The organism is Devosia sp. MDV22-iso42 (assembly GCF_058629155.1).
This window is the reverse complement of the sequence record NZ_JBZVWR010000010.1, coordinates 1-25620: the sequence shown is the minus strand read 5'-3', so window position 1 is coordinate 25620 and position 25620 is coordinate 1. Positions and strand designations below refer to the sequence as shown.

Here is a 25620-nt window from a genome sequence, read left to right as displayed (position 1 = left end):
ATACGGTAGTGGAGGCGACGCCCGAGGGTCAGAATACTCCCACCATGCCTCCACAGCTTGCCAGTTGGAACGTCAGGCTTTCGGATTTCACTGTTTGCTCTTTGCCGTGGCGCCGAAGCTAAGTCGAATCTGCTTCTCTATCTCAATGATCGCGAAGAAAATCGCGCCGATGGCAACGATCAACAGGCCGTCTGCCATTGGCACGGGCTCCGTCCCCAGAACGGCTTGGAGAGGGGGAATGTAGGTAACAGCGAACTGGGCACCGGTTATGGCGAGGACAACCACCCACACCACTTTCGTCCCCCGTATGGCGCTCCATGTCAGTGAGGTGCCGTAGATGTTGCGGATGAAGAAAAGGTGGAAGATCTCAAGCACCACCAAGGTGTTCATCGCCATGGTCTGAGCCAGTTCGAGAGAATACCCCCGCTCGATGGCATAGGTGAATATGCCGAAGACGGAAGTGACAAACAGCAGCGTCATCAGCACTACATGCCACACGAGGTCGCTTGTCAGGATAGGGGCATTGCGGGGGCGGGGCGGACGGGCCATGGTGCCAGCTTCGGTTGGTTCAAAGGCAAGCGCGATTCCGAGGGTGATGCCGGTGATAAGGTTGATCCAGAGGATCTGTACCGCAGTTATTGGAAGAGCGACCCCGAGCAAAATTGCCAAGACCACCACCATCGTCTCCCCGGCATTGGTAGGCAAGGTCCAGCTGATGACCTTTTTCAGGTTGTCATAAACCGTTCGTCCCTCGCGCACTGCCGCTGCTATCGAGGCGAAGTTGTCGTCGGTCAGGACCAAATCTGCCGCTTCCTTTGCAGCCTCGGTTCCCTTCAGCCCCATGGCTATCCCGGCATCTGCACGCTTCAGCGCGGGGGCGTCGTTCACGCCGTCGCCCGTCATGGCGACTGACAGCCCGTTAGCCTGCAGTGCCGTGACAAGCCTGAGCTTGTGCTCGGGGGTCGTGCGGGCGAACACATCCACCGACGCCACCTCGATGGCCAGTTGAGCGTCATCAAGCCGGTCCAGATCTGCGCCAGTCAGCACCTGGGTGGGGTTCTGCAGGCCAATCTGTGCGGCTATTGCAGCGGCGGTCCCGGCGTGATCGCCGGTAATCATCTTGACGCGGATCCCCGCCGCCTGGCACTCCGCGACCGCGGCAATGGCCTCGGGCCTTGGTGGATCAATGAGGCCGACAAGCCCAAGGAACGACAAGCCGTTCTCTAAGCCCGGCGCATTGATCCGCTCATTTTCCTCGATGCGCTCGGCAAGCGCCAGAACGCGCAGGCCCCGGCGGGCGAGCGCCTCAGCCCGCTCATGCCAATGTTGCAGGTCAAGGCCGGCGCACATGCGCAAGACCCGTTCCGGCGCCCCCTTCACATAGACCAGCCGACCTTCCGGCCCCTCCGTCAAAACGGCCATGAAGCGGTGTCGGCTGTCGAAGGGGATGGCGTCGAGGCGTCGGTCCGCATCGCCGCCCCCCGCCTTGCCGGCGAAGGCCAGAAGTGCCCCCTCCATGGGGTCTCCCTCGACCGTCCATATCCCCTCGCGGCAGCGCAGGGCGGCGTCGTTGCACAGGGCTGCGGCTCTCGCGAGGCTCTGCAGGTCTCTTGCGGGCACAATCGCGCCTTCCGGTGCGTATCCCTCACCACCAACCTCGAATACCCCGTCAGGCGTCTCCACCACGGTAACGACCATTTCGTTATGAGTAAGCGTGCCCGTCTTGTCGGTGCAGATGACGGACACCGATCCGATGGACTCGATAGCGGGCAGCCGGCGGACGATGGCGTGTCGGTGCGCCATGGCCTGCACGCCGATGGCCAGGGTGATCGTCATCACCGCCGGCAACCCTTCGGGGATTGCGGCTACCGCGACGCCAACTACGACCATGAAAAGCTCAGAGAAATCGTGATGCCCGACGAAATAGCCGTAGGCGAGCAAGAGACCTGAGGTGAGTAGCACCAACAACGAAAGCCAGCGCGCGAAATGGTCCATCTGGGCCACCAGTGGCGTAGTCAGTTGCTCGACGCCGGCCAGGAGTCCCCCGATGCGACCGATCTCGGTAGCCTCGCCGGTTGCCACCACCAGACCCCGTGCGGTTCCCTGGGTAATCAACGTACCCGACCACAGCATCGACTTCCGGTCAGCGAGCGGTGCGTCGGTCGAGACTGGATCACCGGTCTTCTCCACCGGCACGGACTCGCCGGTCAGGATCGCTTCCTGTGCCGCCAGCCCCCGGGCCTCCAGCACCCGCAGATCGGCGGGCACCCTGTCGCCGGCCTCCAGAAGCACCAGGTCACCCGGTACAAGGTCGGCGGCATCTACCGTTACGCGCTGACCGTCACGCAGCACCGCAGCGCGAGGAGCCAGCATCTGCCTGATCGCCGACATGGCCGCCTCGGCCTTGCCCTCCTGGATGAATCCTATTGCGGCATTGGCAAGAACTACGGCCAGGATGACGCCGGTATCGACCCAGTGCTGCAAGGCGCCTGTGACCAAGGCCGCCCCGAGCAGCACATAGATCAGAACATTGTTGAACTGCGCCAGGAACCGGACGATTGGTCCGCGAGAGCGCGCTTCCGGAAGGCGGTTCGGTCCGTGGATTGCCAGACGGTGTGCCGCATCGTTCCCAGAGAGCCCTTGCAGTCGCCCATCCAAGGCGACGAGGCACTCTCCAGTGGATCGGCCATGCGGTGCCGGGAGTGTCATCGTCTTTGGAGCATTTGCCGAAGTCATTGGTCAGGCTCCATGTCTGGATCGTCGACAGGCTCGTCCGGCTTGCGCGGTGCTGTCTCACGGGAGTTCAGAAAACGTGACAAATCCGCGTCGGCAATGCGCCAGCCCTTGCCGATGTCGATGGCGCGAAGCTGCCCGCTCTTGATCCATTGCCTGACGGTTGCTTCGGCGACCTCAAGCCTCTGGGCAAGCTCCTGCACCGTCTGATACCGGTCCTGCGGCATCCTGCACCTCCCTTCAGCCACTTCACTGTAGCCAATAGTAGAGAATAGTCGCGTTTGGTGCCGTTGACTTGATTCAGGTCAAATCTTGCGTGGTTGGCTTCTGGCACACTGAGACGGCTCTTGGACCTCCGTTTGTTCCCCCACCGAAGCTCACTCGTATGGAGAAGCTGACATGACGCGCACCCGTTTCGCCTACATGCCCCTGTCCTCCTATCCTGAAGCGGTTGACGACGAGGCGATCAAGACCGCTGTCGGTTTCGCGACGTCGCTTGAATGCGCGCTCAAGGTAACCGCCTTCTCGGTGGATATCCCCCGGATGTCATCGGGGTTGGGAGACTTCCTGATCAACGTCCCTGGTCTTGTCCAAGGCGCCGAGGAACGGAGCAAGGCCGAAACCCTGCGCCTGCAGGATCTGGTTCGACAGGTTGCGAAATCGGAGCCGGAGGTGCGCTGTGCGAGCCGGCAGGTTCCATTGGGATCTTTATCGGAACGAGCGGTGACAGAGGCGCGGTACTATGACCTCACACTGCTCCCGTGGTCAGCCGGTACTGGTGGCGTGCAGGACTTGGCGCAGGCCATCGTGTTTGGGTCTGGCCGCCCAGTTGTCTTGATCCCGCAATCAACTCAACCTGCCGCTTCCCTAACGCACATCGCCATCGCCTGGGACGCAAGCCGGGTGGCAGCAAGGGCGCTGGGTGACGCTTTGCCCCTCTTGGCCGAAGGTGGCTGCATCTCGGTGCTGACGGTTCAGGACGACAAGCCTTTGGGTGGCCCCGATGTTGCAGCACAGCTCGCAAAAGCCTTGGGATCGCGAGGGATTGCCGCAACGCCCGTGGATATCCAGCTTGGCAGAATGAGCATCTCCGAGGCGCTGCAGGAAACAGCCTTGTCGCTGATGCACAACGCCTCGCCATGGGTGGGTACGGCCATTCCCGGATTCGCGACTTCATCCTGGGCGGCGCCACAAAGGGGGTCCTGACGCGACTGCAACTCCCAGTGCTGCTTTCCCACTAAGCCGGGCAGCGACGGCGGCAAACGACCTGCACCAGCCAGGTCGCTTGCTGTCCGGGCCGTCTAGACCCTCACGACAACAATCGCGCCAACGTTGTGAAGACTGGAATGCCCACGAGCACGTTGAATGGGAACGTGATGGCCAGTGACATTGCGAGCGGCAGGACAATGTGGCTTCCGGCAGGGCCAGCCGTTTGGTGGCTGGTGTCGTAACATAGCTAGCGCTGCCGGCCAGGATTCCCTAACGCTGCCGCGGAAACTGTATTGAGCCGATCAGCGACCGGCCAGCACGCCCACCGTATCGGCTTTGGTGCCACCTAGTGTCCGAATTCGGCTGGCTGCTTTAAAGGTTTGCGGCCTTCCTCATCGCCACGGGCATCCGCATGATGATGGCCGGGCACGGCCAGGCGGCCCAGTTCGAGAGGCCGAGATAGCGGACGTCACCGGCGGCAACGAGCGCGTCGAAGGCCTCAAGGGTTTCTTCGATCGGCGTTGTGGGATCGAAGCCGTGCAGGTGGTAGAGATCGATATGATCGACGCCGAGCCGCCTCAGGCTGTGACGCACCTCGCTCATGATGTGACCTCGCGAGCCGCCGCGGCGGTTGGGACCCGCGCCCATGGCCCCGTGGACCTTGGTCGCGATCACCACGTCGTCCCGGTCGACGCCGAGGTTCTTGAGCGATTGCCCAAGGATCTCCTCGCTTCGTCCATTGGCGTAGATATTCGCCGTGTCGAAGAGGTTGATGCCGGCGTCGAGGGCTGCCTTCACCAAGACATCGGCTTCGTCCTGCCCCAGTCGGCCTACCTGCCCCCATAGCCCATCGGTGCCGCCGAACGTCATGGCACCGAAGGCCAATTCGGAGACAAACAGGCCGCTGCTTCCCAATCTGCGCATGCGCATCACAGTGTCCTTCCATTGAGATCGTGTTGCCGGTCGGTCTTGCTGACCGACCGGCAGGTGCGTCTGCTAATCGAGCTGATCGAGGTCAGGCGAGATCGCGCTGCCGCTCGCCAGTCTGCGCGGCCCGCTCCACGGCCTCGACGAGGCGGCTGTTCCGCAGGGCATGGGCAAATCCGGGCGTCTCAAAGGTGCCGGCTGTTAGGTCGCGACCGAGGGATGCATAGACCTCGCCGACATTGATCGAGGAGCCGTCCCAGATTTCGGCGGCCGTCGGGCCGGAGCCGGTGGCGACAGGTGCGTCCGGCGCGACGAAATCGACGCTGGAAGAGAGCGTCAGGTCGCCGACCTGTACGCCGGCGGGATGGCTGCCTGTGAGTCTAAGCCACCCTTGCGAGCCACGGACTTCGAAGCTGAAGCTGGCCTGGTCCGGCGAAACGCCGGCCAGGACCTGAACGGATACCGGTGCACCGCTCTGCGTCTTGGCGATGAGATCGAGGTGATCCGGGATATCGCGCACCGAGGTCTCGCCGGTATCCACAATCTCGATCTGCGGCCAAAGCAGTTCGGTGCGGGCGTCCACTTCGTTGATGTTGCCGAGCACGGTTTCGATCACGTCCAGGACATGGCCCGTGGTGATGGTCATGAAGCTGGCACCGGAGGCGCGCTTGTTGAAGTAGTCATAGACGCTGGGCGACTGCGGGCCGTAGCCGAAGGTCGTAGCGCCGACACGCGCCGAAAGCAGACGGCCGAGCTTGCCTGACGCCACCAGTTCTGCAGCGCGGCGAACGGCCGGGTTGTGACGACCCTGCAGACCGATGGCCGTATGGAGACCCTTGGCCGCTATGGCCATTTCCTCGGTCTCGGCGAGCGTCGCGCCAAGCGGCGATTCCGAATAGACCGTCTTGCCGGCTGCCAGCGCTGCTAGGACTAGTTCCTTGTGGGCCGGCACCTTCACGGCGACGGTGACGACATCGATGTTTTTGTCCGCGATCATCGCATATGGATCGGAGAACCAGCGGTCCGCCCCGAAGGCCTCGGCCGCAGCCTTGGCGCTCTCTTCCCGCCGTGTCGCCACGGCGTGAAGCACCAGGAAAGGCTGTGCCGCAAGGGCGGGGACGTGCGACGCGCCAGCCCAGCTGGCCTTGGTGTCCGCGCCGATGATCCCGACGCGAAATTTGTTGTTCGACATTTCAATGCTCCAGACGAATGAGCGCTGGAGGGTGAACCGGAAAGTGCATGGGCACTCATGGGCTTGCTTGATCTCCAACGACGCGCCGACATTGTCATCCAAATTGAAAAGCACTGAGCCATCAATCTTGACATGAGTGGTAAGCTGGAATTTACAATCGAGCATGGATCCATCGCTACTTCCCTCCCTCGCCTGGTTTGCGCGAATTGTGCGCCACGGCAGCTTCACGCGCGCAGCGGAGGAGATGGGAGTGTCACGGGCCGCTCTGTCGCAGAACCTCAAAGCGCTGGAGCGCCAACTGGACACGAGACTGCTCTACCGGACCACCCGCCACATGTCCTTGACGGAAGCTGGTCAAAGGCTGTTCGACGCGCTCGCTCCGGCGCTTGGGGAGATCGAGCATGCGATCCAGACGATGAGCGATACAAGGGATGCGCCTTCGGGCCTGATCCGGATCAACACGTCGCGCATGGCGGCGAAAGCCTTGATCGAACCCCATCTTGCCGAATTCCATGAGCGCTTCCCCAAAGTCGCGCTCGAATTGGTCATGGCTGACTCATTGTCCAATATCATCGCCGATGGCTTTGACGTCGGGATCAGGCTGGGGCAAACCTTGGTGGAGCATGTCGTGGCCGTCCCCATCAGTCCGCCTCTATCCATGGCTGTTGTCGCCTCACCGGCCTATCTGGAGCGCAACGGGACGCCCAAGGTCCCCGACGACTTGGCCCAGCACGACTGCATCAACTACCGGTTTTTGGGAACAGGTGCCGTTCACGCATGGGACTTCAGCGAACCCGGCAAGGACGGGCGGCACTTCACCCAGGCCGTGACTGGAAGGCTGACGACCAATGACGACCAGAGCATGACCAGAGCGGCGCTGCAGGGGCTTGGCTTGATGCAGATCGTCGACATCGCTGTTGAGGATCATCTCGCAGAGGGAAGACTGGTCCGGGTCTTGGGCGATTGGGCCTATGAACACGCAGCATTCTATCTTTATGCGCCGTCTCGGGAGCATATGCCGCCCAAGGTGCGCGCGCTGATCGACTTTCTCGTCGAGAAGCGCAAGGCAATATCGCTGCTCTAGGCGTCCTTCCCGCGTGTAGTGAGGCTGCTGTTGCCGATCTGGGCCACGCCTATGTGCCCGAAATCATTATGCAGCAGAAATTCACCGATGGCTGCTGGTTGAGTCGCTCAACGACTCGTCCCCATTCTTCGCCGGTTACTATCGCTATTGTCCGAGCCGGCGGCAGAACTTGTCAGCATTTTCCGTGCTCGTCGAAGCACTGGGCACCTAGCGCCAGTGACACGGATCAATGGCAGCTATCAGGCATCGCCTTTTGGATCGCGAATGGCCGCAATGGGGTCGATAACTGCCAGGCGGGAACGCGTGCCATTCCGGCCGCTTGAAGCGCTCCGCGGATCTCCAAAAGCGGACTCATCCTTACAACTCGGGATTATTGCCGCGCATTCGAGCAATCGACCTGTCGATAACAATCCAGTTCTCGGTCGCGATCGTATAAGAGGCCTGAGGTAGCCCATGTCCGATGATCGAAACAACCGCGCTGTGCCCACCGGGAGGCTGGGGCGATTGCTGGGCATTGGTGGCATGGCAGCGTCCATCGGGGCCGGCGTGGCATTGTCGTCCGCCCGACAGATATTGAGCGGCAAGCCGCCGAGCCTTGCTGACCTGCTGCTCGCGCCCGCCAATGCCCTGCGCGTCGCCGACCAGCTTTCACACATGCGCGGCGCTGCGATGAAACTGGGGCAGTTGCTGTCTATGGATGCCGGGCAAATCCTGCCGGGCGAATGGTCCACTATCCTGGCGCGCCTGCAGGCTGACGGATCGCCCATGCCGCGCTTTCAGCTTGAACAGCAGCTGGTCCGGCAGTGGGGTGGTGCCTGGCGGGACCGGTTCGACGATTTTTCGATGGCCCCGGTCGCCGCCGCGTCGATTGGCCAGGTGCACCGTGCCACAACCCGTTCGGGCCGCGACCTGGCGATCAAGGTCCAGTATCCGGGCGTTGCCGCCAGCATCGACAGCGACATCGACAACGTGGTCGCGCTGCTGCGCCTGTCGCGGATGATCCCGCCGGGGGTGTCGCTCGACGCCGTGGTGGCAGAGGCCCGCCGGCAGCTGCAGCAGGAAGCAGACTATCTCGGCGAAGCCTCCCACATTACCCGGTATGCCGGCCTGGTTGCCGGCGATGCGACCCTGCTGGTGCCCGAGGTGGATAGCGACCTGACCGGCCCGGGCGTGCTGGCGATGGCCTTTATCGACAGCGAGCCGATCGACTGGCTGATGGGCCGCCCGCTGGCGGAACGAAACCGTATTGCCGAACGCCTCATCCGCCTGACGCTACAGGAGGTGTTCGACTTCGGAGTTATCCAGACCGACCCGAACTTTGCCAATTTCCGCTACCAGCCGGCCAGCGGGCGCCTGGTCCTGCTCGATTTCGGCGCGACGCGCACCATTCCCGCCGAGCTGACCGAAAAGTTGCGGCGGCTACTGCGGGCGGCGCTGGCGCGAGACAGGGCCGGGCAAATGGATGCCATGGTGGATATCGGCTATTTCGAACCAAGCCAGCATCGGCTGGTCCAGTTGGTGCTTGACCTGCTGGCCCTGGGCATGGACGCGGTCATGGCCGGGCCGATGTTTGATTTTGCGGCGGCAGACCTGCCGCGCCACGCGCGTGACCGCGCCCTGAGCGCCGGCTTTGGCGCCGACCTCTGGTCGATACCGCCCGTCGACACCCTGTTCATCCACCGCAAGATTGGCGGCATGTACCTGCTGGCCAGCCGGCTTGAAGGAACAATCGACATGCGTGGTCTGCTGGAAGAGTTTGCCGGCGGCCAAGCCTAACCTGTCGACCGGTCACCAGCCGAGCGAGCCCGGCTGACCCTTGAACGGGCCGACAATGGCGGCGGTGATCCAGCCCCCATAAAAGCCGCCCGGCTGGGGCGTCACGACCTCGCCCCCGACCGTGCACTGATCCATCGGCCCGGCATAGAAGGCCAGGAAGCCGGCAATGGGGGCAAAAGGCGGCGTCGGCGCGGCGTAACGCCAAGCGGCCCGCGCCGCGACCCTGCCATTGGCCGCGACATCGAAATAGTCGGCACGCCCTTTCCACTCACACACGCTCGAGCCGGCAACGGGGATGACGACACCGGCCGCAACAAAGTCGGGGGCGATGTAGTAGACGGGTGGGTGGCTGGTTTCGAGCACCCGGAAGCATTCGGGCGCCTCCACGATGACGGTGCCAGCAAACACAATCTGGACGGACTTGGCGACATGATCCAGTCGTGGCGGGCGCGGATAGTCCCACACGCTTTCCTCGCCTGGCCCAGGCTTGATCGGGATGGGAAAATTCACGGTGACGGCCCCCTGGCGCAAGGCTCTGCGATTTCCTTTTATCCCGTTTCTACGAGCAGGTCAGGGTTTTGGATCTTTTGGCCGGTGGCGCCAGTTCAGTCACCGATGCCGGGCGTCATGGTCAATTGCGCCGGTGCCGCGCGTTCACGCTGCACCGGCGCCGCAATTACCCCTTCCAGCCGGTGACCGTATGGCCGCCAAACAGCATGGCGCGGATGGCGTCGCCGTCAGGCTGGCGCTGAAGGTCAGCGGCGGAGTGCTTGCCGTGTCGAGCCGTTCGGTCTGACTGGCACTGAGCTTGATTTCGGTGGCCGCGATATTGCTGTGCAGTTGCGTCAGCTTGCTGGCGCCGATCAGCGTCGAGGCGATTCCCGGGCGGGCCATGGTCCAGGCCAAAGCCGTCTCGGCCATCGACCGATCCAGTTCCAGCGCCACGCTGCGCAAGACATCCAGAATTGCCCAGTTCTGCTCGGTGAACTTGCTGTTGCCGAACGGATTGGGACCGCTGAGGCGGCCAGAGCCACAAGTGTCGGTCTTGCTATACTTGCCACTGAGAAGGCCGCCGGCCAGCGGGCTCCAGGGCATGACCCCCATGCCAGCCTCGCGCGCCACCAGCAGGTGCTCGCTCTCAACGTCGCGCGCCACCAGCGAATATTCGAGCTGCATGGCGATCGGGCCGGGCACACGACGCTCAGCCGCAATGGTTGCCGCCTTCATCGCCACCCAGGCCGGCATATCGGAAAAGCCGAAATAGCGGATCTTGCCGGCGCGAAGGGCCAGCGGGCTGACCACAAGGCCGGAACGCCCCAGGGTGCGGAAATCTGTAAGAGACATCAACTTACTTTCAAAGTGATCGATATGGAACGAGTAGGGCACTTGCCTGAACGGCAGCCATGGGGATCACAGCCCCCAGCCTCTACGCCGCCTATGGCGACAAGCAGCAGCTTTTTCTCGAGGCGATGCGGCTATACGCCGGTTCGCCGTACGATATGGAGCAAGCACTATCCGAGGCACCAACTGCGCATGAGGCCGCCCAGTGCATGCGGGTCGCAGCAGCTGAGGCCTTTACCGGGGACCTGACGCCACGCGGCTGCCTGCTGGCCAGTGCCACGGCAAGCGGCTCTGACGCGTCGGCAGAAGTCCGGCATGCAGTAGCGCAAATCCGGCGTCAGATTCGGCGGCGGATAAAAAGACCGGATCGACCGAGATTTGTCCGAAGGCCTGTTGCCTCCAGATACAGAAAGCGAAAGCCAAGCCGGCTTGGTCATTGCCGTGATCCAGGGACTATCGGTATTGGCCCGCGATGGCGCAGACCGGCCGCAGTTGCTCGCCATAGCGCGTGCGGCGACAAACTCTTGGCCGAAACCGGTGCCAAATGACGGCTACGAACAGAGTAGCGACGTTGCAGAGAGATGATTTCATCGCTTGAAGGACCAAAACTCGATTGAAAACCGCTGGGAGGGTATGTGCCCCATTCTGGCCGCACGACGGGTGACGGCGACTTCCCAAGACCAGCCGCTCGATAGCGTCCGTTGGCCATAACCGTTTAGGGTAGGAACCGACCATACCGGCATCCACCAGCAAATGGCAGCATACGCCCGAAGCGGTCATCGATTATCTGAATTCTGGTTGCACGACCGAAATGGCGGTATGACCGATCAATTCAAGGGATGCATGGGAGGGCCACATGTTCGCTAGGTTTCTGCGGCTTGGTCCTGCAATCGACTGGCGGTCGGTGGTGCCGATCCTCGCCTGTACGGCATTGGCGGCTGCGCTGCCGGTCGGCGTGCCACTACTCTCCGGCCGTATCATCGATTTAGCAGTGCGCGGGGCCGGCCTTGTCGAGTTGCTTCCGCCGAGCGGATCGCCGCTAATCGTGGCGAACGTTTCTTGGTAATCAAAGGCGTTCCTTGCGCAGAAAATCGAAATCACAACCTGAGGTCGCATTGCCGACGTGGCGCCCATACAACCACTGATAGCCGCGGGTGTGGTGGTCCTGGGGCGCCGGCCGCAGTCTTGCGCGCCGGGCTTCCAGCTCGGATTGAGGAACCAGAAGATCGAGGCTTTTGCCCGAGGCTGAGAGGCGGATGCGGTCGCCGGACTGCACCAGCGCCAGCGGCCCGCTCGCCGCAGCCTCAGGGGTCACATGTAGCACGACGGTGCCGAAGGCCGTGCCGCTCATGCGGGCGTCAGAGATGCGGACCATGTCCTTGACGCCCTGGCGCGCTAGTTTTTTGGGGATCGGCAGGTAGCCCGCCTCGGGCATGCCCGAGGCACTGCGGGGGCCGGCATTCTGCAGCACCAGGATGTCGTCGGCGGTGACGTCGAGATCGGGGTCGTCGATGCGGGCGGCCAGGTCTTCGAGCGACGAGAAGACGACGGCGCGACCCTCGTGCTCCAACAGACGTTCGGTGGCTGCGGCCCGCTTGAGGATCGCCCCGCCGGGCGCCAGATTGCCGTGCAGGGCGATCAGTCCCCCTACCGGACTGACCGGTTCGTCGGCGGGACGGATATAGCGGGTATCGATCGGATCGAGCAGGGGCTTGTCCAACCGCTCGGCCAGCGTCTGCCCGGTGACGTCGAGCGTGTCTAGATGCAGCTTGTCGGCAATACCACGCAGCACCGCCTCCAGCCCGCCGGCCGTGTTGAAGTCCTCCATATAGCCTTCGCCGACCGGCTTGAGATTTACCAGCACCGGGGTTTCGTCGGACATGTCGTTGAAGGCGGCGAGGTCGATGTCGATCCCCACGCGCCCGGCAATGGCGGCCAGGTGGATCACCGCATTGGTGGAGCCGGAAACGGCCAGGAGGACGCGCAGCGCGTTCTCGATCGAGGCGCGGGTGATGAACTTGTCGGGTGTCGCATCAGTGCCGGCGAGGGCTGAGGCCAGGGCCCCCGTCTCCTCGGCGGCGCGCAGGCGGTCGGCATGGACCGAGGGAATAGCCGAGGTGTTGGGCAGCATCATGCCGAGCGTTTCGGCGAGCAGCGCCATGGTGCTGGCGGTGCCCATCACTGCACAGGTGCCCGAGGTCACCGCCAGTCGGCCCTCGACCTGGTTGATTTCGGTCTCATCGACGTCGCCGCCGCGGAAACGGCCCCAGAAGCGCCGGCAGTCGGTGCAGGCGCCGAGCCGCTCGCCGCGATGGCGGCCGGTCATCATCGGCCCCGACACCAGCAGCACCGCCGGCTTGCCTGCCGAGGCTGCTCCCATCAGCAGGGCCGGCACGGTCTTGTCGCAACCGCCCATAAGCACCACCGAATCCATCGGCTGGGCGCGGATCATCTCCTCGACATCCATTGCCATGAGGTTGCGGAACTGCATACTGGTGGGGCTGAGGAACACCTCGCCCAGCGAGATGACCGGAAACACCACCGGCAACGCGCCCGAGGCCAGCACCCCGCGCTTCACCGCCTCGAGCATCTGCGGGAAGTCGCGGTGGCAATTGTTGAAGCCGCTCTCGGTGTAGCAGATACCGACGACGGGCTTGTCCAGCGCCGCGTCGGTATAGCCCATGGATTTGGCAAAGGAGCGCCGCAGGTAGCGGGCGAAGTCCTTGTCGCCGTAATTGGTGAGGCCGCCGCTCAGGCCCTCATGCGGCTTTCTGGTCGTCATGGCCGGGCTCCTTCGATGCTGAGGCGGTGGCGGATATATTTGGCTTCCAGGTAGTCCTTGATGCCGAGGGCACCGCCCTCGCGGCCAAAGCCGCTTTCCTTGACGCCGCCGAACGGCGCTTCGGCGGTGGCGAGCAGGGTCTCGTTGATGCCCACCATGCCGGCCTCTATCCGCTCGGCGGTGATCGCCGCCAGGGCGGTACTGTTGGTAAAGACATAGGCGGCGAGGCCGAACGGGGTGCCGTTGGCGCGGGCCAACACATCCTCAAGATCGGTGAAGCCAGCGATCGGGGCGATGGGCGCGAAGGGCTCATCGCGCATGATCAGGGCGTCATCCGGCACGTCGGTCAGTACGGTCGGCTCGATGAAATTGCCGGCATTGAGCCCCGCCGGACGCTGCCCGCCGGTAAGCAGGCGGGCCCCCTTGGCGCGGGCGTCCTCGATCAGCGTGAAGGCCTGGTCGAGCGCGCGTTCGCGGATCATCGGACCCATATTGACGCCATCCTGCAGGCCGTCCCCGACCACGAGGCCCCTGGCCACATCGGCAAAGGCTGCCTCGAAGGCGGGGCGGATTGTCTCATGCACATAAAAGCGCGATGGTGAGATGCAGACCTGTCCGCAATTGCGGAACTTGGTGGCGGCGAGCTTGCGCGCGGTGGCGACGGGATCGACATCGGCATGCACGATTACCGGGGCATGGCCACCAAGTTCCATGCTCACGCGTTTGACACCCCGGGCGGCCAGTTCGAGGATATGCTTGCCCACCGGCACCGAGCCGGTCAGCGAGACCTTGCGCACAACCCGGGCGGTGACCAGCTTTTCGGAAATCATCGCGGCGTCGCCGGTCAGGATGCCCAGGGCGCCGGCGGGCAGCCCCGCTTCCAGCAGGGCCTCCCCGATAGAGAAACACGCACCGGGCGCCTCAGAGGCCGGACGGGCGATGATCGAGCATCCTGCCGCCAGGGCGGCAGCGATCTTGCGGGCCGGCAACAGGGCAGGGAAGTTCCAGGCCGAGAGCGACACGCAGACCCCCACCGGCTGGTAGATGACGCTCAGCCGCTCGTCGGCATGGCGTCCGGGTATGGTCTGGCCATAGATGCGCTTGGCTTCCTCGCCATACCATTCGAACTGGTCGGCGGCGGCCTGGGTTTCACCGCGCGCCTCGGCGAGGGGCTTGCCCGTCTCCGTGCTCATCAGGCGGGCAACGTCCTCGACTCGGTCGCGGAGGAGGTCAGCCGCCTTGCGCAGCACCTTGGCCCGCTCCCAGGCCGGCACCTGGCGCCAGCGCTCGAAGCCACGCTGCGCAGCGGCGAGGGCGGCGTCGATATCGGGCGGGCTGGCGGCGGGGATGTTGCCCACCACCAGGCCGCTGACCGGACTGTGGACCGGCGTGGAGAGGCCGGTCGAGGCCGGCACCCAGCAGTTGTCGATGAGCAGGCCAAATTGTTGGTACATTGAGATTCCTCGTCAGATCAGCGTTGCGGCATAGTCCTGCTGCACATCCGCGCACCAGTTGCCGACATTCCAGCGCCCATAGGCGCCCATGCCACCGGCTTCGTCGTCGCCGTGATAGACCGGCACATGCACCAGGCTCAGCCCTTTATAGGCATGTGCCTGCGCGATGGCGGCGGCCAGTTCCTGTCGCGTGGTGCCGCCCCAGAAACCGCGCACCCCGTCGATCGCCCTGGCGAATTGCAGGTAGTCGACCGCGACCCCGTCGCTGGTTTTGTAGTCCTCGCCATACTGGGAGAGCTGCAGGTCAGTGATGGCGGCCATGCGGCGGTTGTCGAACAGCACGATCATGCCCTTCACGCCGTGGGCGATGGCGTCGATGAGGACCTGGGGGTTCATCATGAAGGAGCCATCGCCGGTAAAGGCCATGCCATAGCGCGGCCGGTCGGCGGCAGCGGCGGCCAGCAGGGCCGACACTGCGAAGCCCATATAGGAGGCGCCCGTTTCGGTGATGGTGTCGGTGGGCACGTCATCCTCGACGATCTGGAAGCCGTTGGCCTGCACGTCGCCGGCGTCGAAATACTTGATCGCCCCGATCCGCCCAGCAAAATCGGCGACGGTCTTGATGGCCGCAGGCTGGGTGAGCACGGGCCGCTGCCACACCACGTCATGAAGGGGCGGCGCGTCATACCGGTCCTGCTTGAAGGCCTGCCAGGTCCGCTTCTGCGCCAGGCACTCGGCAAGCCAGGCCTGCGTGTCCGCCCTTGCGGGTGCGTGGTGTGCCTCCAGTCTGGCGTTGAGCCGGTCGAGGATGGCCCCGATATCCCCGAACAGGGGCAGGCTCTGGTTGTAGTGCTGCACGTCGTCGGCATCGGCATTGATGTTGATGACCTGGCGCACTTGGGGATAGCCGATGCCCGAGCAATCGCTCTGGCACACCGCGCGCGACCCCGCGACGATCAGCAGCTCGGCATGCTCCATGCCGTAATTGCCGCTCATCGAGCCCTTGCTGCCCGCCACGTGCAGGTTCTGTGGATGCGCGTCGGGCATCACTCCGATCGATCCCGGGCTGAGCAACACGACGGCGCCGGACAGCTCGGCCAACCGGCGCACTTGGTCGGCGAAGCGGCGGGTGCCGCCGCCGGCCTTGATGGCAATGCGCCGGTGGTCGAGGATGATGTCGACTGCCCGCTCGAGCGCGGCATCGTCGGCCGGAACCTGCGGCGCCAACTCGGCGCGGCGCGGCAGGGCATCGATCCGCAGCATTACCGCCTGGGGCTGCACATTGATCGGGGTCAGCAGGTAGAACGGGCCGGCATGGGTCGGGTGGAACACGGTGGCGGCCCCCTGCCGCAGTGCTTCGCGCAGCGCCTCGGGCGTATGCAGCGTATAGGATCGCCCCATCAGCGCGGTGAGCTGGCCATAGATGCCCTGTTCCCGCTTGGGCACCTGCTGCATGTTGTAGCCTTCGCCATGCGTCGTCTCGTCGCCATAGATGTGGTAGACGCCGATGCCGTTCGAGCTTGCCGCGAGCGACGCCGCCATGGCCTGCAGCGCGCCGGGGCCGATCGAGGTGATGACGGCGCAGGTCTCGCCATAGGTCCAGCGCAAGGCGGTCGCGGCATGGGCCATTTCCACCTCATTGCGGAACTGCCAGGTGCGCACCAGCCCATGCGCCTCATAGACGCGCAGGGTCTCGGCCAAGGCGGTGGAGCCGTGGCCGAAGATGGCGAAAAACTTGCTGACCCCCTGGCGCATCAGGCCCAGCAGCATTGCCTCGCAGCAGGACAGCGTGACGAGGCCGGCCAATTCGCCCGAGGCAATGGCCGCCTCCACCCCGCCCGCGGCGGCAATGGCGGCTGCCCGGCTCTCGATGGCCGTCGCCGATGACGGTGCGTTTTCCTGGTGCATGGCTCAGCCTGCCGGGTCGAGGCTGACGGCGCGCCCGCTGCGGGCGGACTCCTCGGCGGCGAGGGCGAAACGCAGGATGGTGCGGCCTTCCCGGGCGCTCAGCTTGGGCGCCGTACCGTGGCGCAGCGCCTCGATATAGGCGCGGGTGGAGTGAACGAAGCTGGCTTCCCAGCCGGTCTCGAGATTGTGGAAGGTCTGCACCGAGCCGTCTCGGTAGAGCGCCAGCGGCGGCGGATCGCCGATCCGACCATGACCGCAATTGATCCATATGACGCCCTTGCTGCCGGTGATCTCGATCCGGTCGTCTTGGGCATAGTGGCGGGTGATGATCTCGAGTTCGGGCGAATAGACCACTTCGAGATTGCCCATCCGGTTGCCGGGGAAGCGGAAGGAGACCATGGCCGGGGCGTCGAACACGAAGCCGGTCGGCGATACCGTCTCGCCGATGAAGGCATGCACCATTTCCGGATTGCCCATGAAATGCCAGGCCAGCGCAAACTTGTGGTGCCCGTCGTCAAAGACCAGCGGGCCACCGCCGGCCTGTCCCTTGTCCTGCCGCCAGGCCTCCGCCCGGGGCGGAACCTTCCACGCCGTCTTGCTGGCGCCGGGATTGCTTTTCAGCCGAATGGTCAGCGGCTCGCCGATGGCACCCTGATCGATGAGTGCCTTGGCCTTCATCACCGGCGGGTAGAAGATGAAGTTTTCGAACACTTTGAACGGCTTGCTCGATGCCTCGGCGGCGGCGACCAGCGTGTCGGCCTGGGCCAGGTCGAGCGTCATCGGCTTTTGCAGCGACACGGCCTTGCCGGCCGCAATAGCCGCCAGCGCCACCTCGAGATGCAGGTGATGCGGCAGCAGGATCTCGACCAGGTCCACATTGGGATCGGCCAGCACCGCCCTGTAGTCGTCGCTGATGCGCGCGTCCCCAACGCCCCAGGCGAGCGCCCGGCCGCGCGCCGTGGTGATGTCGTTGTCGCACAGGGCCACGATCCGGGCATGCGGGTTGGCCAGGTACTCGATGGCGTGCAGGTCTGAGATGCGGCCCGTGCCGATAATCCCCACACGGACAGTGTCGAAGGTCATGCCTTGCTCCAATTGGATAAAGTGCTGCTGTAGTTGATGAGAAGTGCGCCCAGCTCGGTCAGTCGTTCCAGGCTGATGCGCGCCGTCGGGCCGGAGACGCCAATGGCTGCGATCATCTCGCCCGAGGCGGTGAAGACCGGGACGGCGGCGCAGCGAATGCCGGGGGAGAATTCCTCGTCATCCTGCGCATAGCCGCGTCGGCGCGAGGCCTCGATTTCGGCCTCCAGCGCTGGCTGCCGGGTAATGGTTCTGGGGGTGAAGGCTTCGAGCTTCCCGCAATCGCCGGCGCTGCCGAAGGCCAGGAAGGCCTTGCCCAGAGCCGTGCAGTGCAGCGGCGCGAGCGACCCGATCGGGTGGTCGACCTTGAGCGGCAGGGGCGAAGCCACCTTGTCCACATACCAGACGCGCGCCCCGACCCGCACGGCCATATGCGCGCATTCATTGGTCACCTGCACCAGCTCGACCAGCCTGTCGTGCAGGGATTCGCGGCATTCGATGATGTCTTCCAGGTCGTGCCCCCGGCGCGGCCGCACCTTAGTGGTAGCGCTGTAGCGGCGGCCGTCAGTCTGCTCGGCATATCCCGCCGCGACCAGCGTGCGCAGCAGGTGGGAGGCGTTGGATTTGTCGACGTTGAGGTGGGAGGCGATGTCGGTCAGGCGTGAGGGCTCGGACTGTCGGGTCAGGTAGTCAAGGGTTTCGAGGCCCCGGTTCAGTGATTGCAGCAGGCGCATCTCATCGTTCTCCAACTTGCGATGACCAAGTTTAATATACGGCAATCAATAGTTCAACCTAAGGCAACAAATATGACAAAAGGCGCCGAACACCAACATTACGTCAGAAAGTTCGTCCATGTGCAACAGTTTCGTTGACATCTCCGCAATTATGCGTCGATATTGGGTCCTATAGTTGCGCTTGTTGAACATGAGGCAACTTTGAACGCGGAGGAACCATGATGCGTCGAACCAAACTAGCCGGTGTCTTGCTGACATCGGCCTTGACCGTGACCACCAGCCTCTTGGCGCTGGGGCCGACCTATGCCGAGGGCGAGGTCACCATCAGTCATTACTTCAGTGGCGAACTGGGTCGCGAAGGCCTGGTTGAAATCTTCAACCAGTTCACCGAGGAGACCGGTATCGCCGTATCCGACACGCCGATCGGCTCGGAAGATTTCAAGACGGGCATCCTGGTCCGCGCTGCCGGCAACAGCCTGCCGGACGTGTTCAGCTACTGGGCCGGTGCGCGCACGCAGTTCGTCGTCAATGCGGGCAACCTGCATCCGCTGGCCAACATGTGGGATGCCGACGGTCTCGATGAGGTCGTCGCCAAGTCGATCGCCGACGGCTCTACGCTCTATGATGGCAAGCGCTACCTGGTGCCGTTCGGCTATCATTATGCCGGCATGTTCTACAACAAGAAGGTCTTCGCCGACGCCGGCATCAACGATCTGCCCAAGACCTGGGACGAGTTCCTGGCACTGTGCGAGACGCTCGAATCCAAGGGCATCACGCCGATCGCGCTGGGCTCCAAGAATCGCTGGCCGGCCCAGTTCTGGTTCGACTACCTGGTGCTGCGCACCGCCGGGCCGGACTACCGCGCTGCATTGATGAACGGCACCGCCTCCTACACTGATGCTGAAGTCAAGCTGGCCATGTCGAAGTGGAAGGAACTGGTGGATGCCGGTTACTTCGCTCCCAATGCCAATGCTGACGACTGGACCGACGCTGCCGACAAGGTGGCCCGCGGCGACGCCGCCATGACCCTGATGGGGACCTGGATCACCGGATACTGGGGCGGGCTCGAGCTCAAGCCCGGCGAGGATTACGAGTTCTTTGAATTCCCCACCATGGTCGAGGGCATTCCCAACGCTGCCGTGGGTCCGGTGGACGGGCTGGTGATTTCAGCCAATGCGGCGAACCTCGAAAATGCCGAGAAGCTGTTGAGCTTCCTCGTCAGCAACCCGGACGTGCAGGCCAAGTGGGCCGGCATCCAGGGTGCGCTGTCGGCGAATGTGAATGTTGACCCGTCCAACTATACGTCGGTGATGCAGCACGCGCTCGACACCATCAACAAGGCCGAAGCCTTCGCCTTCAACTACGACCTGGCGACGCCGCCGCCCGTGGCTGAAGTCGGCCTGTCGATGTTTGCCCGCTTCATGGACGATCCCTCGGCCTATGAAACCATCCTCGAAGAGACCGAGACCGGCGCGGCCGCGGCCTTCAAGGAATAATCGCTTCAGCGTGGTCGGGCGAGCCATTGCCCGGCCACGACACTAGGGAGACACCGGTGGAACAACGTACGCGACTGTGGCAGATCGGACTTCTGGCTTTGCCACTGGCCGTATTCGTGCTGATTGTGGTCTGGCCCCTGTCGAGCTCGTTCTATTACAGCTTCACCAACTGGAACGGCTTTGGCGCCGACTATGATTTCGTCGGCCTCGACAATTTCGCCAAAATCGCCAGCGACCGGCTGTTCTTCAACGCGGTTACCAACACGCTGATCTGGATGCTGGCCGCCGTCGTCCTGCCGACCGGTCTGGGACTGGTGCTCGCCCTGCTGATCGATTCGCAGGTTCCGGGCGCTTCGATTTTCAAGACCATCTTCTATCTGCCGATCTGCCTGTCGGCGGTCGTGGTGGGGCAGATCTGGATCTGGATCTATCAACCCGACTGGGGCCTGCTGAACACGCTGATCGGCGTCGTCACCGGCGAGGACGCCAACTTCGCCTGGCTCGCAAAGCCTGGCACGGCCCTCTACTCGGTCATTATCGCGTGGTCCTGGCAACAGACGGGGCTTTCCATGGTGATCTTTCTGGCCGGCCTCACCGCCGTGCCCCCCGACCTGCTCGAGGTGAGTGACATCGAGGGCGCCACCCCTTTCCAGTGCATCTGGCATGTCGTGCTGCCGTTGCTGCGGCCGGCCACGGTGGTGGTCATTGCACTCAGCGTCATCAACTCCCTCAAGGGCTTCGACATTTTATACATCATGACCGGGGGGGGGCCGTTCAACAGCTCCGACACGCTGGCCATGCACATGTACAACGAGTCCTTCAAGAAATACCTGATGGGCTATGGCGCGGCGATTTCGGTGGTGCTGTTCCTCATCGCCATCGTCATCATCCTGCTGTATTTCCGCCAGCTCAAGAAGGTGGACGAGACCTATGACTAGTGCCCCCCACCTGACAGCCGCCCAGCGGTTCAACCCCTGGAAGGCGGCAACGCTGGCGGTACTCATCATCCTGGCTGTGGCGTTTCTCGCCCCGACCATCGGCGTCGTGCTGTCGTCGCTGAAATCCACCCGCGACATTGCGCTGGGCAATCTGTGGTCGCTGCCCGATACGCTGTTCCTCGACAACTATGTCGAGGTGCTGTCCAACCCGGCGGTACATACCTATCTGCTTAACACCCTGCTGGTGGCAATTCCGGCGACCATCGGCTCCATCGGCCTCGGCATCCTGGCGGGCTATGTCTTCGCTAAGCTGCCGTTTCGCGGCAGCAACCTGCTGTTCCTGGTGCTGGTGGCCGGCATGTTCTTCCCGCCCCAGGTCATCCTGATCCCGCTGTTCCGCATGTTCAACATGCTGGGGCTGATCGACACGCTGTGGCCGGTGATCATCGTCCATATCGGGCTCGGCATCCCCATCTGCACCTTGATGATGCGCAACTTCTTTGCGTCCGTCCCGGCGGCCTTGCGCGAGGCCGCCATTCTCGAAGGCGCCAATGAGTGGCAGGTGCTGACACGGGTGGCGCTGCCGATCAGTCTGCCGGCGCTGGCCGTGCTGGTGACGCTGCAGTTCACCTGGATCTGGAACGATTTCCTGTGGCCGCTGATCTTCACCCAGTCCGACGACAAGCGCACCATCATGCTCGGGCTGGTGTCCCTCAAGGGCCAGTACAGCGTCGCCTGGGGCGTGCAGGGCGCCCTGTCGCTGATCGCGACGCTGCCCACCCTCGTCGTATTTCTCTTCTTCCAGCGCTACTTCATCAAGGGGATGACGATGGGCGCGGTTAAAGGCTGATGGACAACACATGACCGATCTTACCCTCAACGCCATACGCAAATCCTATGGTCCGCTCGAAATCGTCAAGGGCATCGACCTCACGGTCAGGTCCGGCGAGTTCGTGGTCTTTGTCGGCCCGTCCGGCTGCGGCAAGTCGACCCTGCTGCGCATGGTCGCCGGCCTCGAAAGCGTCACCTCGGGCCAGATCGTCATCGACGGACAGGACGTGACCGACACGCCTCCCGCCGCGCGCGGCATCGCCATGGTGTTCCAGTCCTACGCTCTGTTCCCGCATATGAACGTGGCCGACAATATCAGCTTCGGCATGCGCCTTGCGCACCAGCCGCGCGAGCTGATCGAAAAGCGCATTGCCGAGGTCGCCGAGGTGCTCCAGATAAGCCACCTATTGGACCGCCGGCCCAAGCAGCTCTCGGGCGGGCAGCGTCAGCGCGTGGCCATTGGCCGCGCCATCATCCGCAACCCTAAGGTCTTTCTGTTCGACGAGCCGCTCAGCAATCTCGATGCCGCCCTGCGGGTGCAGATGCGCCTTGAGATCGCCCGGCTGCACGCCACGTTGGGGGCCACCATGGTCTATGTAACACATGATCAGGTGGAGGCCATGACGCTGGCCGACCGCATCGTGGTGCTCAATGCCGGCCGGATCGAGCAGGTTGGTACGCCGATGGAGCTCTATGAAGCGCCATCCAACCTGTTTGTGGCGCGGTTTATTGGTTCGCCTGCCATGAACCTGTTTGACGGCTTGGTTGCCGAAGAGGGTAGCCTGTCGCTGATTGGCGGCGCGCGCTTGGGGGCCCGTGTGGCCGCTCCCGTCGGAAGCAGCGTGACTCTAGGTGTGCGCTCCGAGCACCTGGGCATCACCGTCCCCGACGCGGCGCTATTCGACGGCAAACTACTGGCGGTCGAGCGGCTCGGCAGCGAGAACATAGCCTATCTTGAGATCGACCCCAGAACCGACCCCATTGCGGTGTCTCTGCCGCCGGTGGTGGTGCCCCGGCTGGGGGAACGCATGTCGATCGGCCTCACGCACCACCTGCTGCATGCCTTCGATGCCGATGGCCAGCGGCTCGAGCTTCAACCGGACTGTGGGATATCCTAGATGGATTTCACATCTCCAGGGATGGAAGACGACGACCGCTAGCTGCAAGGCCATACCCGGGAAGCAGATCGTCGCATTGGTCTCAAGTCACCTGATTGGCAAGTGAGTGCCAAACGTCCGCTATCGCCGGCCGATTCACCAAAAACGGCCGGTCCGCTAACGGCCCGAGGCTGTGTGAAAACTCCCGATTCTGCTATGATCTGGCACTGCTTCGGAGGTGCCAGATGGGACGTTTCGTTGAAGTTGCTAACCGACAGCAGGCGAGCTTTCTGCCGGCCTGTCTTGAGGATTATGTGGATGCTGACAACCCGGTCCGCATCATCGATGCTTCTGTCGATGAACTCGATCTGACCGAACTCGGCTTCGCGCGCGTGCAGCCGGCAGCGACCGGCAGACCCGGTTACGCCCCGGGCACGATGCTCAAGCTTTATGTCTATGGATACCTCCATCAGCTGACGTCGAGCCGGAAGCTGGAGCGCGAGGCCGGTCGCAATATCGAGCTGATGTGGCTGACCGGCAAGCTGGTACCTGACTTCAAGACCATTGCCGACTTCCGCCATGACAATGCTGGTGCGATCCAGATCGCCTGCCAGCGCTTTGTTGCCGTCTGCCGAGCCCTTGGCCTGGTCGGTGGTGGCATGGTTGCGATCGATGGCTCACGTCTGCGCGCGGTGAACACGCACGAGAAAAACTACACCAAGGGCAAGCTGGCGCGGCGCAGGGCCCATGTCGAAGAGAGCATCGCGCGCTATCTCGCCGAGCTCGAGCAAGCCGACGGTGCAGAGACCGGCCCGGCCACGCCGCGGATCGAGCACCTGACCGAGCGACTGGCATCACTGCGCGGCCGCCTTGGCGAACTCGAGGAGATTGGCCGGCAGCTGGGAGCCTCCCCTGACGGGCAGATCTCGCTCACCGATCCGGATGCCCGCGCCATGGCAACCGGCAGCGACCATCGCGGCGTCGTCGGCTATAATGTGCAGGCGGCCGTCGATACCGAGCACCATATTGTGGTGGCCAATGCTGTGACCAACCGGGGCCATGACCGCTCGCACCTGCTGGAGATGGCCAAGGCCGCCCAGGCCGAGACCGGCGCTGCCCAAATGCTCGCCCTTGCTGATCGCGGCTACTATGAGGGCGAGCAGATCCGCTCCTGCGCGCAAGCCGGCATCGTCCCCATGGTGCCCAAGCCCAATACATCACCGGCTCAGGCGCGTGGCTTCTGGGGCAAGGCCATGTTCGTGCATGAGCCGCAGACCGACGCCTATCGTTGCCCTGTCGGTGAGCAGCTTCAGAAGCGCCATACCACGGTTGAGGCTGGCAAGCTCATCAACGTCTATTACAACCAGAAGGCCTGCAGTGCCTGCCCATCGCGCGCCCTCTGCACGGCCGGCAAGGAAAAGCGCATCCGGCGATGGGAGCATGAGGCGGTGCTCGATGAGATGGAGCGCCGGTTCGAGGCGATGCCCGACGCGATGGCGGTCCGCCGCTGCACCGTCGAGCATGTCTTCGGCACCATAAAAGGCTGGATGGGTGCCACCCACTTCCGAACGAGGGGCCTCAAGCACGTTACCACCGAAGCCAGCCTGGCAATCCTGGCCTACAACATCAAGCGCGCCGTAGCGGTCGCCGGCGTGGCCTCAACCCTCAAAGCGATAACCGGGTGAATGAAGCTGACGCCTGCTATCGCAAAACAACCTGAGCGATCGGCTTCGCCGAGTTCTCACACGGCCTCGACCCCATTTCCGCCATTCACAAGACACAGGCAACGGCAAGAACGGGGTGGGAAGGTGCCCGGCGGCTTTCGGGTTGCCGAACGGGAAAGCGGCCAAGCACTTGGCGTCTGCTGGGTCGCCCAAGTGCAGAACTGGCGTATCCGGCTAGATACGTCTAAGGGCGATCACGTTGTGTGCGGCGCGACTTCCACGATCGTGCATCGGTGGCGATGTAGCGTATCGCGAAGCCTGGTGGGTCGGAGATGCGAACTGCATTTGCATGTTAGAAATCTTGGCGGCCGTCAATCAGCTCGCCGACCTCATCAGCCAGAGTCGATATTGCATCCCGAAGCACACCAAGGGATGCCCGTGGCGAGGCCGAAGAGCATCATTGAAATCCGGTTATCGCTGACCCTGACCCCTAGCTGCCGGGAAGACCACGGGTGCTACCCGCGCGAGTTACCAGGTGGGCTGGTGCAGATTATGATGGGACCTCTGGCAGGATAGATGGTATCGGTTACCCCTGACGGTCCCCTATCTTCGCCTATGCAAGTTTGGTTGACGCGAGCTTATTCTCTTCGTTCATGACCAAATCCTGCAAGGTCAGAAGCATCCAGGTTACCGCAGCAAAGCGAAGAAGAACCCACTATGGCCTACACGCAGAAATTTCAGGAACTTGCCGATGCAGCCCAAGCCCGGGTTTCGCAAGTTGCTCCAGGAGAGGTCGGCGGCCTGGTGGCCAGCGGCGCCGTCTTGCTCGATATCAGGGACAATGACGAGCATCAGGTCGATCATATCCCGGGCTCGATCAATGTCAGCCGGGGTAAACTCGAGATGAATATTGAGAGCGCCGTGCCCGATCTAGATACGACGATCCTTTGCTACTGTAATGCCAACAACCGCGGTGCGCTATCGGCTGATACCCTGCGCGCTATGGGCTATAAAAATGCCAGGTACATCGCCGGTGGCCTGAAGGCCTATCGCGCTCAGGATTGATCCTGTTCCCGTCACATTGCCAGTCCGGTGCCAGGAGCATTCTGGCGATGAACAGGAGGGCAGACTCGGTGGCATCGGCCAGAAGACAGTTGGGACGTTGGCGCTAGCGGGGAGCCCCCCTGGCAGTCGCCTGAGGCTGATGGTTGGGAAGACGGAAAAAGCAAGACGGGCCGCTTCAACGGGCCATCAGGTTGCTGTCGACATCCCGGCTGACCCACACCTAGTTGGTTATGTCCTTCCAGCCCTGATCGAGGGGGGATGCGGACGAAAACTTGGACTATCAAAGGAGGTAGTTCATGTATTCTTACG

General features: G+C 63.2%; 20 protein-coding genes and 1 pseudogene. 9 read left to right on the top strand and 12 right to left on the bottom strand.

The features are described 5' to 3' along the window. Positions 1-87: 87 nt before the first annotated feature. Together AC4NN3_RS12005 and AC4NN3_RS12000 are read right to left on the bottom strand one after the other, a co-directional pair. The gene (locus tag AC4NN3_RS12005; protein ID WP_491927334.1) at positions 88-2736 is read right to left on the bottom strand and encodes a cation-transporting P-type ATPase; all 2649 of its coding nucleotides are present in this window, start codon (positions 2734-2736) and stop codon (positions 88-90) included. After that, the gene (locus AC4NN3_RS12000) at positions 2733-2960 is read right to left on the bottom strand and encodes a helix-turn-helix domain-containing protein (RefSeq protein WP_491927333.1); all 228 of its coding nucleotides are present in this window, start codon (positions 2958-2960) and stop codon (positions 2733-2735) included. Before AC4NN3_RS12000 ends, AC4NN3_RS12005 begins: the two co-directional genes overlap by 4 nt. A 172-nt stretch (positions 2961-3132) precedes the next feature. Between AC4NN3_RS12000 and AC4NN3_RS11995 the strand changes: the two genes are divergently transcribed. Continuing rightward, positions 3133-3939: a universal stress protein gene (locus tag AC4NN3_RS11995; protein ID WP_491927332.1), complete on the top strand. Its 807-nt coding sequence runs from the start codon at positions 3133-3135 to the stop codon at positions 3937-3939. A 103-nt stretch (positions 3940-4042) separates the two neighbouring features. Here the strand turns inward: AC4NN3_RS11995 and AC4NN3_RS11990 are convergent, their stop codons facing one another. The 3 genes and pseudogenes from AC4NN3_RS11990 to AC4NN3_RS11980 form a co-directional block, all read right to left on the bottom strand. After that, a complete protein-coding gene (locus AC4NN3_RS11990) occupies positions 4043-4135 on the bottom strand; it encodes a sodium-dependent bicarbonate transport family permease (RefSeq protein ID WP_491927591.1) in 93 nt (30 codons plus the stop codon). Between the two features lie 239 nt (positions 4136-4374). After that, positions 4375-4872, bottom strand: a pseudogene (locus AC4NN3_RS11985) (aldo/keto reductase); the annotation flags it as partial. Between the two features lie 85 nt (positions 4873-4957). Continuing rightward, positions 4958-6226 carry a Gfo/Idh/MocA family protein gene (locus AC4NN3_RS11980; RefSeq protein ID WP_491927331.1) on the bottom strand — a complete coding sequence of 423 codons (1269 nt, stop codon included), beginning with the start codon at positions 6224-6226 and terminating at the stop codon, positions 4958-4960. On the opposite strand from AC4NN3_RS11980, the gene AC4NN3_RS11975 reads away from it, so the two are divergent. Continuing rightward, positions 6225-7145, top strand: a complete 921-nt coding sequence (locus tag AC4NN3_RS11975) for a LysR family transcriptional regulator (RefSeq protein WP_491927330.1) — start codon at positions 6225-6227, stop codon at positions 7143-7145. The genes AC4NN3_RS11980 and AC4NN3_RS11975 overlap by 2 nt on opposite strands. 453 nt (positions 7146-7598) lie before the next feature. After that, positions 7599-8921 carry an ABC1 kinase family protein gene (locus AC4NN3_RS11970; protein WP_491927329.1) on the top strand — a complete coding sequence of 441 codons (1323 nt, stop codon included), beginning with the start codon at positions 7599-7601 and terminating at the stop codon, positions 8919-8921. Between the two features lie 12 nt (positions 8922-8933). Here the strand turns inward: AC4NN3_RS11970 and AC4NN3_RS11965 are convergent, their stop codons facing one another. From AC4NN3_RS11965 to AC4NN3_RS11935, 7 genes are all read right to left on the bottom strand, one after another. Continuing rightward, complete coding sequence (locus tag AC4NN3_RS11965) at positions 8934-9431, bottom strand: DUF427 domain-containing protein (RefSeq protein WP_491927328.1); 498 nt, start codon at positions 9429-9431, stop codon at positions 8934-8936. Between the two features lie 144 nt (positions 9432-9575). Next, positions 9576-10265 (bottom strand): aldo/keto reductase, encoded by a 690-nt coding sequence (locus tag AC4NN3_RS11960; protein ID WP_491927327.1) that lies wholly within the window; start codon positions 10263-10265, stop codon positions 9576-9578. Positions 10266-11328: 1063 nt separating this feature from the next. Then, on the bottom strand, positions 11329-13044 hold the full coding sequence (locus AC4NN3_RS11955; protein WP_491927326.1) for a dihydroxy-acid dehydratase: 1716 nt from the start codon (positions 13042-13044) through the stop codon (positions 11329-11331). Then, positions 13041-14498, bottom strand: coding sequence for an NAD-dependent succinate-semialdehyde dehydrogenase (locus AC4NN3_RS11950; RefSeq protein WP_491927325.1), 1458 nt, complete (start codon positions 14496-14498; stop codon positions 13041-13043). The genes AC4NN3_RS11955 and AC4NN3_RS11950 overlap by 4 nt, the downstream gene beginning before the upstream one ends. Before the next feature lie 12 nt (positions 14499-14510). Beyond that, complete coding sequence (locus AC4NN3_RS11945) at positions 14511-16406, bottom strand: thiamine pyrophosphate-dependent enzyme (RefSeq protein ID WP_491927324.1); 1896 nt, start codon at positions 16404-16406, stop codon at positions 14511-14513. A gap of 3 nt (positions 16407-16409) precedes the next feature. Further along, positions 16410-17489: a Gfo/Idh/MocA family protein gene (locus AC4NN3_RS11940; RefSeq protein WP_491927323.1), complete on the bottom strand. Its 1080-nt coding sequence runs from the start codon at positions 17487-17489 to the stop codon at positions 16410-16412. Beyond that, positions 17486-18220, bottom strand: a complete 735-nt coding sequence (locus AC4NN3_RS11935) for an IclR family transcriptional regulator (protein WP_491927322.1) — start codon at positions 18218-18220, stop codon at positions 17486-17488. The genes AC4NN3_RS11940 and AC4NN3_RS11935 overlap by 4 nt, the downstream gene beginning before the upstream one ends. A 218-nt stretch (positions 18221-18438) precedes the next feature. Between AC4NN3_RS11935 and AC4NN3_RS11930 the strand changes: the two genes are divergently transcribed. From AC4NN3_RS11930 to AC4NN3_RS11905, 6 genes are all read left to right on the top strand, one after another. Further along, entirely contained in the window at positions 18439-19716 is a 1278-nt protein-coding gene (locus tag AC4NN3_RS11930) for an ABC transporter substrate-binding protein (protein ID WP_491927321.1), read from the top strand. Between the two features lie 56 nt (positions 19717-19772). Further along, a complete protein-coding gene (locus AC4NN3_RS11925) occupies positions 19773-20654 on the top strand; it encodes a carbohydrate ABC transporter permease (protein ID WP_491927320.1) in 882 nt (293 codons plus the stop codon). Beyond that, positions 20647-21504 carry a carbohydrate ABC transporter permease gene (locus tag AC4NN3_RS11920; RefSeq protein WP_491927319.1) on the top strand — a complete coding sequence of 286 codons (858 nt, stop codon included), beginning with the start codon at positions 20647-20649 and terminating at the stop codon, positions 21502-21504. The genes AC4NN3_RS11925 and AC4NN3_RS11920 overlap by 8 nt, the downstream gene beginning before the upstream one ends. Before the next feature lie 10 nt (positions 21505-21514). Beyond that, the gene (locus tag AC4NN3_RS11915; protein WP_491927318.1) at positions 21515-22603 is read left to right on the top strand and encodes an ABC transporter ATP-binding protein; all 1089 of its coding nucleotides are present in this window, start codon (positions 21515-21517) and stop codon (positions 22601-22603) included. A gap of 224 nt (positions 22604-22827) precedes the next feature. Further along, entirely contained in the window at positions 22828-24267 is a 1440-nt protein-coding gene (locus tag AC4NN3_RS11910; protein WP_491927317.1) for an IS1182 family transposase, read from the top strand. A 696-nt stretch (positions 24268-24963) separates the two neighbouring features. Beyond that, entirely contained in the window at positions 24964-25311 is a 348-nt protein-coding gene (locus AC4NN3_RS11905) for a rhodanese-like domain-containing protein (protein ID WP_491927316.1), read from the top strand. Positions 25312-25620: the final 309 nt, after the last annotated feature.